This window comes from Cryobacterium levicorallinum (assembly GCF_004402405.1).
Classification (GTDB): Bacteria; Actinomycetota; Actinomycetes; order Actinomycetales; family Microbacteriaceae; genus Cryobacterium; species Cryobacterium levicorallinum.
Map to the genome: position 1 here is coordinate 190,415 of NZ_SOFE01000004.1, position 9,201 is coordinate 199,615.

Annotated in this window: 9 protein-coding genes; 7 read left to right on the forward strand and 2 right to left on the reverse strand. The window is 65.4% G+C overall.

Annotation, left to right across the window (positions count from 1 at the left end):
• Window positions 1-71 precede the first annotated feature (71 nt).
• The 4 genes from pstS to pstB all read left to right on the forward strand — a co-directional run bounded on the left by pstS (window position 72) and on the right by pstB (window position 4,151).
• A complete protein-coding gene (gene pstS, locus E3O11_RS03110) occupies window positions 72-1,166 on the forward strand; it encodes a phosphate ABC transporter substrate-binding protein PstS (protein WP_092449487.1) in 1,095 nt (364 codons plus the stop codon).
• A 155-nt stretch (window positions 1,167-1,321) separates the two neighbouring features.
• Complete coding sequence (gene pstC / locus E3O11_RS03115) at window positions 1,322-2,263, forward strand: phosphate ABC transporter permease subunit PstC (protein ID WP_092449485.1); 942 nt, start codon at window positions 1,322-1,324, stop codon at window positions 2,261-2,263.
• Window positions 2,263-3,351: a phosphate ABC transporter permease PstA gene (gene pstA, locus E3O11_RS03120; RefSeq protein WP_092449483.1), complete on the forward strand. Its 1,089-nt coding sequence runs from the start codon at window positions 2,263-2,265 to the stop codon at window positions 3,349-3,351. Before pstC ends, pstA begins: the two co-directional genes overlap by 1 nt.
• A 20-nt stretch (window positions 3,352-3,371) precedes the next feature.
• A complete protein-coding gene (gene pstB, locus E3O11_RS03125; RefSeq protein WP_092449481.1) occupies window positions 3,372-4,151 on the forward strand; it encodes a phosphate ABC transporter ATP-binding protein PstB in 780 nt (259 codons plus the stop codon).
• Between the two features lie 115 nt (window positions 4,152-4,266).
• Here pstB and E3O11_RS03130 read toward each other — a convergent pair whose 3' ends face one another.
• Window positions 4,267-5,784 (reverse strand): amidohydrolase family protein, encoded by a 1,518-nt coding sequence (locus E3O11_RS03130; protein WP_092449479.1) that lies wholly within the window; start codon window positions 5,782-5,784, stop codon window positions 4,267-4,269.
• Window positions 5,785-5,977: 193 nt separating this feature from the next.
• Complete coding sequence (gene aroQ, locus E3O11_RS03135) at window positions 5,978-6,436, reverse strand: type II 3-dehydroquinate dehydratase (protein WP_092449477.1); 459 nt, start codon at window positions 6,434-6,436, stop codon at window positions 5,978-5,980.
• Window positions 6,437-6,612: 176 nt separating this feature from the next.
• On the opposite strand from aroQ, the gene E3O11_RS03140 reads away from it, so the two are divergent.
• From E3O11_RS03140 to E3O11_RS03150, 3 genes are all read left to right on the forward strand, one after another.
• Window positions 6,613-6,888: an LPXTG cell wall anchor domain-containing protein gene (locus E3O11_RS03140; protein ID WP_092449475.1), complete on the forward strand. Its 276-nt coding sequence runs from the start codon at window positions 6,613-6,615 to the stop codon at window positions 6,886-6,888.
• 101 nt (window positions 6,889-6,989) lie between these two features.
• Window positions 6,990-8,276 carry a sensor histidine kinase gene (locus tag E3O11_RS03145; RefSeq protein WP_166787470.1) on the forward strand — a complete coding sequence of 429 codons (1,287 nt, stop codon included), beginning with the start codon at window positions 6,990-6,992 and terminating at the stop codon, window positions 8,274-8,276.
• Window positions 8,269-9,000, forward strand: coding sequence for a response regulator transcription factor (locus tag E3O11_RS03150; RefSeq protein WP_092449471.1), 732 nt, complete (start codon window positions 8,269-8,271; stop codon window positions 8,998-9,000). Before E3O11_RS03145 ends, E3O11_RS03150 begins: the two co-directional genes overlap by 8 nt.
• The last annotated feature ends 201 nt before the right edge of the window (window positions 9,001-9,201 follow it).

A 9,201-nucleotide genomic window follows, 5' to 3' on the forward strand; every position in this document is an offset into this window, starting at 1 on the left:
AGCGTCGTCTACGGGTCAGCACCGGCCCATGCACCAGCAATCATGTCTTGTTCTTCTTGAAAGGGATTCACGTGAACTTCAAGCGTTTCGGCCGCCCCGCGGTCATCGCCATTGCCGCAGGCCTCGCACTCTCCTCCTGTGCAGCAAATGAAGGCGATGTTGCCACCACCGGCGACGAGGCATCTGCGAGCACGCTCACCGGCACCCTGAACGGTGCCGGTTCCTCCGCAATGGACGCCGCCCAGCAGGCCTGGATCGCTGCCTTCCAGATCGCCAACAACGGCGTCACCATCAACTACGAGCCCTCCGGCTCCGGCGGCGGCCGCGAAGCCTTCATCGCCGGCGGCACCGACTTCGCCGGCAGCGACTCCTACCTGGGCGACGACGAGCTCGCGGGAACCTTCGCTTCCTGCGCTCCCGACACCAAGGCTGTCGACCTGCCGGTCTACATCTCCCCCATCGCCGTGATCTTCAACGTCGAGGGTGTTGACGAACTCAACATCGACGCTGACACGCTCGCCAAGATCTTCTCCGGCGCGATCACCAGCTGGGATGACGCCGCAATCGTCGCGCTGAACCCCGACGCGACCCTCCCGGCCGCAACGATCAACGCCGTGCACCGCTCGGACGACTCGGGCACCACGAAGAACTTCAGCGATTACCTCGGCCAGACCGCACCAAGCGTGTGGACCGAAGAGGCCTCCGACACCTTCCCGTTCGACGGTGAAGGCGCCAAGGGCACCTCGGGCGTTGTTGACGCTGTCACCAACGGCACGAACATGATCGGCTACGCCGACGCTTCGCAGGCCGGAGACCTCAGCACCGCCAAGCTCATGGTCGGCACCGACTTCGTTGCTTACACCCCCGAGGCCGCGGCCGAGGTTGTTGCCGGATCACCCCTCGTGGCCGACCGCGCAGCCGACGACCTCGCGCTTGACCTGAACCGCAAGACCACCAACCCGGCGGAATACCCGCTGGTTCTGGTGAGCTACGCGATCGTCTGCAACGAGTACGCCGATGCCGCCCAGGGCGAGCTCGTCAAGGCTTACGTTGAGTTCATCTCCAGCGCCGAAGGGCAGGCCGTTGCCGCAGAAAACGCCGGCGTTGCACCGATGACTTCCGAGCTCGAAGCCAACGTCGCCGCTGTTCTCGCGACCGTCAAGTAGCACCTGGACACACCTGCCCGGTCAGCTTTTCGCACATGTGCGGGAGCTGATCGGGCAGACTGGGGTGTGCACGTCTTTTTATTGACGTTCGCACCCCAACACCGATACCCGGCATCAGGATTTCACCAGTTTTTGTTTTCTAGGGAGACCCCGGCATGACCACAGCTGCCGCCACGACCATCAAGGCCAGGCAACGACCGGGTGACCGCATCTTCTCCTCTGCCACCGTCATTGCCGGCAGCCTGATTCTTGCCATGCTCGCTGCCGTGGCAGTCTTCCTCCTCGTGGAGAGCCTGCCGGCGTTTGTCGCCGCACCCGATGATTTCAGCGGTGACGTGACCAACTTCTGGTCGTACGTGGGCCCGTTGGTCTTCGGCACCATCTACTCGGCTATTTTGGCCCTGCTCATGGCAGTGCCCGTCGCTATCGGCATTGCGTTGTTCATCTCGCACTTCGCCCCTCGTAAGCTCGCGCAGGGCCTCGGCTACCTGGTCGACCTGCTCGCTGCCGTTCCCTCGGTGGTCTTCGGGCTCTGGGGCATCGGCGTGCTCGCCCCGATGGTGCAGCCGTTCTACACCACCTTGGTCGAGTGGTTCGGGTGGTTCACCCCGTTCCAGGGCCCCGTCTCGGGCACCGGTCGCACCATCTTCACGGTGGCCATCGTGCTCGCCGTCATGATTCTGCCGATCATCACCGCCATCTGCCGCGAGATCTTTCTGCAGACGCCGCTGCTGCACGAGGAAGCCGCTCTGGCCCTCGGTGCAACGCGCTGGGAAATGATCCGCATGGCGGTGCTGCCGTTCGGACTGCCCGGCATTATCTCGGCCTCGATGCTCGGCCTCGGCCGGGCCCTCGGTGAGACCATGGCCGTGGCCATGGTGCTCTCCCCCAGTTCCGAGGTCATCTTTCAGCTGCTGACCTCACAGAATTCGAACACGATCGCCTCGAATATCGCGCTGAACTTTCCGGAGGCACACGGCGTCGGCGTGAATATTCTGCTGGCAACCGGCCTCATGCTGTTCGTGGTCACCCTGCTCGTGAACATGCTGGCCCGCGTCATTATCAACAGCCGTAAGGCATTTTCGGGAGCCAACTGATGACATCCGTTTTGGAAGCTTCGCCGCTGACCAACTCGCTTACCGCGGGCAAGCTGCCCCGCCGTTCCTCGCTCTGGGTACTGCTGGCCAGCTGGGCCGTTTCAGCCGCGTTTTTCGCCATGCTGTTTCTGTCGGGCAGCGTCGACGGCTTCAACGTCGTCGGCACGGTCGTGTTCGGCACGGTGCTGTACTGCGTGGCCATCTACGTGCTCTCCCGACTGGTCGAGGGTTCGCGTAAGGCCAAGGACCGCTTGATGACGGCGCTCGTGACGGCGGCCTTCGTCATCGCGCTGCTGCCGCTCGTGTCGATCATCTATACGACCGTGGTCAACGGGCTGCCCGCGTTTCTGACGCCGACGTTCTTCACCTCCTCGCAGCGCAACGTGGTCGGTGCCGGCGGCGGCGTGCTGCACGCGGTCATCGGCACGCTCATGGTGACCGGAATGGCCACGCTCATCTCGGTGCCGATCGGGCTGCTGGCCTCGATCTACCTGGTCGAGTACGGCCGTGGCAAGCTCGCCAAGGCCATCACCTTCTTCGTCGACGTGATGACCGGGATCCCCTCGATCGTTGCCGGGCTGTTCGCCTTCGCGCTGTTCGCGCTGCTGTTTGACGACCCGGGCATCCGCTTTGGATTCGGCGGGGCGATCGCGCTGTCGGTGCTGATGATTCCGGTCGTGGTGCGCTCGAGCGAAGAGATGCTCAAGCTCGTGCCGAACGAACTGCGCGAGGCCGCTTTTGCACTCGGGGTGCCGAAATGGCTGACCATTCTCAAGGTCGTGCTGCCGACATCCATTGCCGGAATCGTCACCGGTGTGATGCTGTCGATCGCCCGGGTCATCGGTGAGACCGCTCCGCTGCTGATCATCGCCGGATTCACCTCGAGCATGAACTATGACCTGTTCGGTGAGCGGATGATGACGCTGCCGGTGTTCGTGTACACGCAATACGCCAACCAGGGAGCGGATTCGCAGGCATATATCGACCGGGCCTGGGCCGGGGCGCTCACCCTGATTCTCATCGTGATGCTGCTCAACGGACTCGCCCGCCTCATCGCCCACTGGTTCTCGCCCAAGCTGGGCCGCTAACACTTCTTAGAAAGGGACTCATGTCCAAGCGCATCGAAGTCAACGACCTCAACGTCTACTACAGCAACTTTCTCGCCGTCGAAGGCGTGTCGATCGTGATCGAGCCCCGCACGGTGACCGCGTTCATCGGGCCGAGCGGATGCGGAAAATCGACGTTCATTCGCACGCTGAACCGCATGCACGAGGTCATCCCCGGCGCGCGCGTCGAGGGTGAAGTGCTCATCGACGGCAACAACCTCTATGGACCCGGGGTTGACCCGGTGCTCGTGCGCCGCCAGGTCGGCATGGTCTTTCAGCGGCCGAACCCGTTTCCGACCATGTCGATTCAGGACAACGTGCTGGCCGGCGTCAAGCTCAACAACCGTCGCATGAGCAAAACGGATGCCGACGACCTCACCGAAAAAGCCCTCCGCGGCGCCAACCTGTGGAACGAGGTCAAGGATCGCCTCGCGCGTCCCGGATCGGGCCTCTCCGGCGGGCAGCAGCAGCGCCTCTGCATCGCGCGCGCCATTGCGGTAGAGCCCGATGTGATTCTGATGGACGAGCCGTGCTCCGCGCTCGACCCGATCTCGACGCTCGCCATTGAAGACCTCATCGAGGAGATGAAGAGCGAGTACACGATCGTGATCGTGACGCACAATATGCAGCAGGCCTCGCGGGTGTCTGACCGCACCGCGTTCTTCAACATTGCGGGCACCGGCAAGCCCGGCAAGCTGATCGAGTACGACGATACGACCACGATGTTCTCGAACCCCAGCGTGCAGGCGACCGAGGACTACGTGTCAGGTCGGTTCGGGTAGGTCGCCCGCTGGTCGGAGTCGTGAGTTTCAGGGCATCGACTCAGTAGACAACTTTGGTGGGTGACGACCGACCTTCACCCACCGAAGTTGTCCACTGAGACCCGTCCAGGGACAGCTAGCCCGCGAAGAGGGCTCCTCCGTGGGTGACGCGACCGGCCAGGAGCGTCGCGGCGACGGGCATCCGTTCGAAGACTGCGTCGGAGACGGTCAGCGGGTCACCGTCGAGGATGGCGATGTCGGCGACGTCGCCGACGCGCAGGCGGGTGCGTCCGCGGGCTGAGGCGGCCAGTGCCTGGGCGCGAGTCACGACCTGGTCGGGGCGCCAGGGTTCGCGGCCGTCGCTGCGGGCCCGCGACGACGCGGCGCTCATGGTGGTGAACGGGTCGAGGGGTGCGACGGGGGCGTCGGATCCGAACGCGAGTGTCGCCCCGGCGTCGAGCAGCGAGCGCAGGGCGAAAACGCGGTCGGCACCGGCGGCCCAGTTCAGTTCCACGGTGTCGCGGTCGTCGAGCGCGTGCTCCGGCTGCACGCTCGCGATGACGCCGAGGCGGGCGAAGCGGGCAAAGTCGTCGGCCTGCAGAAACTGGGCGTGCTCGATGCGTCCGGTGGCCGCTGCGCGTTCGAAGGCGTTCAGCGCGATCGTGTTCGCCGCATCGCCGATCGCGTGCACCGCGGGCAGCAGCCCGGCCGCGGTGGCGTTCACGAGAATCTCGACCAGGTCGTCTTCACTCACGGTGAGTACGCCGTGCCCGCCGACCGGATACTCGTCGACGCAGAACGCCGTGCGGGTTCCCAGCGAACCGTCGATGAGCATCTTAAGCGGCCCCACGCTGAGCAGGCCACGGGTGCCTGCGATGCGGTCGCCGGTGTGCATCCGTTCGGCAATGGCGCGGTCGAGGTCGGCCAGGTAGATGCCGGCGTCGATGCGCAGGGAGTCGAATCCGTCGGCGATGCGGCGTTGCCAGACGCCCGGGTTCCAGGTCATTTCGAAGTCGACGATGCCGACAACGCCGCGGGCGGCAGCCCGGGCTCCGGCCTGGGTGGCCAGGGCGTCAACCTCGGCATCGGGCAGCTGCCCGAGCGCAATCGTGAGGGCGAACGCGGCCTGCTCGCGCAGCAGTCCGGACTCGTCGACCCGCACGCCGAAACGCTCGGCGGCCGCGCTGTTGAGCCAGACACAGTGCAGATCGTGGCTGATCAAAGCGGTCGGATGCCCCCGCGTCACCTCATCGAGACCGCGTAGCGTGGGCGCGTCGGCCCAGATCGCATCGCGAAATCTGACGCCGATCAGCGGGGTCGGCCGCGCCGCAGCAATGGCCTGCGCGCGCACGAGCTCGAGGGCTTCGCGAGCCGATGCTGCCGCCGAGAGGTCGAACCGAGCGCCGGTGAGCGCCCACTGGGTGAGGTGCACGTGTTCGTCCCAGAGGCCGGGGACGACGGTGCGGCCCTCGAGATCCACAGCGGCGGGGGTGCCCGTCGGGCCTGCAACGGCGGGGGCCGGGCGGGTTGGGTGCGGGCGGGTTGAGTCTGTGCCGGCGGGCACGATCTGCGTGATGATGCCGCCGGTTATGTGCACATCCGAGAATGTGGTGTCGCCGGGCTGCCTGACGGAGCGCAAAACGAGATCGGGCATGGTTCGGCTTTCGGTCGGGGCGTCCTGCCACCCTACCGGCGGGCAGTGTGCAATCGGCGGCGGCTGGCATCGCTTCGCAATGACGGCCAACGAGCGACAAGTTGCGCAAGGCGGGCGTGCCAAAGCAACCGCCACATCAGCAAGATTGCAGCACCGAAAGTCGGTGCACCCCGGTTAGCTCTGACGCAGCGGGTCAACGCCCGTACTTGGCGACCAGGAGCTCCAGTGCGAAGACGTAGCCAAGCAGGCCGGCGCCGGCGATGACGGCATCCGCTTTCTCGGCGATATAAGAGGTATGACGAAACTCCTCGCGCGCGTGCACATTGGTGACGTGCACCTCGACGGTGGGGATGGCGACGCCGACGATCGCATCGCGAATGGCGATCGAGGTGTGGGTGTAGGCCCCTGCGTTGAGGATGATTCCGGTGGCCCCACCGCGGGCGCCGTGGATGGCGTCAATGAGCGCGCCCTCATGGTTGCTCTGGAAAAACTCGACCCGCACGTTCAGCCGGCCGGCCGCAGCGGTGACGCGCGTCTCGAGGTCGAGCAGGGTTTCGGATCCGTACCGCTCGGGCTCGCGAGTGCCGAGAAGATTGAGATTCGGGCCATTCAGCACGAGGAAGAGCGGCAGGGGCGAAGTCTCGTTGGTCATACGCAATTGTTCCACGTCGCGCAACGCGCCAGGAGAGCATAACAGTCAGCACGAATAGATGATAAATCATCACCTACCCGTAGATATCTACGGTGAAGGTCGGTACGGTGAGGCCTTCGAGGCCCACCCGACGCCTCCACTGGTGCCAAAACGACCGTTCTGACAGGAATTCGCTCATGCTCAAGAAGCTCTTCGCCCTCACCGCGCTGACCGCGCTCACCATCTTTACCGTGCCGGCCGCAGCATCCGCTGCCACCTACGTTCCCGAAGGCAGGTCACCCCTGGCCGTGACCGGCACCCTGGTCCCGCCGGACGAGGTGTATGTCGGCTACAGCGGGCTCGCCTCCACCGGTTACGACGCTCCCGTGTTGCTGCTCGCGGGTGGTGGTGCCGCGCTCCTCCTCGGCCTCGCATTGGTGACCACGAGCAGGCGACAGCGCGCCACCGCGTGACCGGGTTGAACGACGCCGCGCGGACCGCGCGCCCTGCGCCCCGTTCAGGGGCTCCCACTGGCGCCGCCGGTCGTTAGGCTACAACCAGGGGGTAAATGGGCATGGCGAGGCACTACGAGGGCTACGCCCGATCCCTGCTGGAATTTCAGATTGTGGTGTTTGGGGCGCTGCTCGTCGTGGGCACGGCCCTACTGCTCAGTCGTCCGAACAGCCTGGACCCGATGTTGTACGGTACCGGGGCGGGCCTCATCGCTCTCACGACGCTCGCGACCGTGCTCGGGAACCGCACAGTGCTGTTCCAGCGGTTCTCTCTACTGGTGCCCCTGGTGGATATTGTGGGCATCCGCTTGACCGCACTAGCTGACGATCCCATGCTGTCGGGTGGGGCGCTGCTGCTCATGCTGCCGATCATCTGGATTGCCTACTCCTTCGGCCCCTGGGGCTTCGTGATCTGCCTCGCCCTCGTGGCAGCGACGAGCCCGAGCAGCTTTTTCGCGGGCTACGCCGACTTCGACTCCAAGGAGTTCACCCGCCTCGTCGCCTTTCCACTGACCATGGTCATCATGTCGGCGGCAGCGGGGGTGTCGGGCACCCGCATCCGTCGTAAACGTCGTGAACTGGCCGCGCAGACCGCCCTCACCGAGCAGGCGGTGCGGGCCCGCGACGACCTGATCGAGGCGGTCACCCACGAGCTGCGTACTCCGCTCACCTCCATTCTGGGCAATGCCGAGCTGGTGCAGCGCGCCAGCGAGCACGCGCAGACCGTCGAGCGGCGGGCCGGGGTGATCGTGCGGAACGCCGAACAAATGGAGACGATCCTCGCCGATCTGCTGCTGGCGCGCAGCACCGGCACCTCGCAGCTGGAGCTGCACCGGGCGGCGACCGACATTCGGGTACTCATCGACCATTCCCATGCGGCGAGCCGTGCTGCCGCCGATGCGCGGCAGGTCACCATCGACGTCACCGCGGCCTCCCCGGCCTGGGCCGAGGTCGACCCGAGTCGCATTCGACAGGTGCTCGACAATCTGCTCACCAACGCCGTCAAATACAACCGCGTCGGCGGCACGGTGACCGTGAGCGAGACCCGCGACGGTGACACGGTGACGTTTGCGATCACCGACAGCGGATGCGGAATCGCTGCGGCCGATCGCGCGCGGGTTTTCGAGCCGTACTTTCGCACCGAGTCGGCGCGGCTGTCGACCCAGTCCGGTACCGGGCTGGGCCTCGGCATCAGTCGCGACATCGCCCAGCGGCACGGCGGCGATCTGCGCCTGGCCCACTCGTCGGCTGCGGGCAGTCGGTTTGAGCTCACGCTGCCGCTCGCGGGGGTGACCGTGGCTGCGCCGCCGCTCAGCGTTTCTGCACTGCAGGGAGGGCGCCATGGCTGAGACCGCTGAACGCGTGGCCGTGGTGATCGAAGATGACGCCGACATTGGCGAGGTACTCGAGGTCATCCTCGGCGAGGCCGGATTCGTCGTGAAGATCGCCCGCACCGGCGCCGCGGGTGTGCAGCTCGTGCGAGACCTGAATCCGACGCTGACGACCCTCGACGTCAACATGCCCGGCATGGACGGTTTCGAAACCCTCAAGCGCATTCGCCTGCTCACCGACCGGAGCATCATCATGATCTCCGCCCGCTTCGACGAGATCGACGTCGTGCGCGGCCTGAGCGCCGGAGCCGACGATTTCGTGGCCAAGCCGTTTCGCACCGGAGAGCTGCGCGCCCGCATCGACGCCGTGCTCCGCCGAGCGCCGGCCGCGGCTGAGCCCGACCTATTGGAAAGCGGATGGCTGCAGCACGATGGCCTGCGCCTCAACCCCGAGCGGCGCCTCGTTGAGGTGGAACGGGCATCCGTTCTGCTGACGCGCAGCGAATTCGACCTGCTTGCGAGCCTGATCCAGCCCAGCAACTGGGTGCACAGCAAGGCCGAGCTCATTCTGGAGTTGCGCGGGGGGAGCTACGTCACGAGCGGTCTCGTGACGGATTCCGACCGGCGCTCGCTCGAGGTACACGTGGCCAATGTGCGCAGAAAGATCGGGCGCACGAGCTCCGGGGCCGAGCGCATCGAAACCGTGCGCGGCGTCGGTTACCGCCTGGCGGCGGCCTCCTAGGCCTTCTTGAGATCGCATCCGTCGATAAGTAAACAAGAGGGTGAAAGTACTTGCACCCTCTTGAAACGGATGCCGAGCGGCGATGCCCTCGAGGGTCACGTCCCGTGCAGTGGTGTAATTCCCGGGGTTCGATCGTTGGAATAACAACGTAACGAACCACCGTGCGATGGTCAGTGAGAACCGTTCAAAGTTCCTCACAGA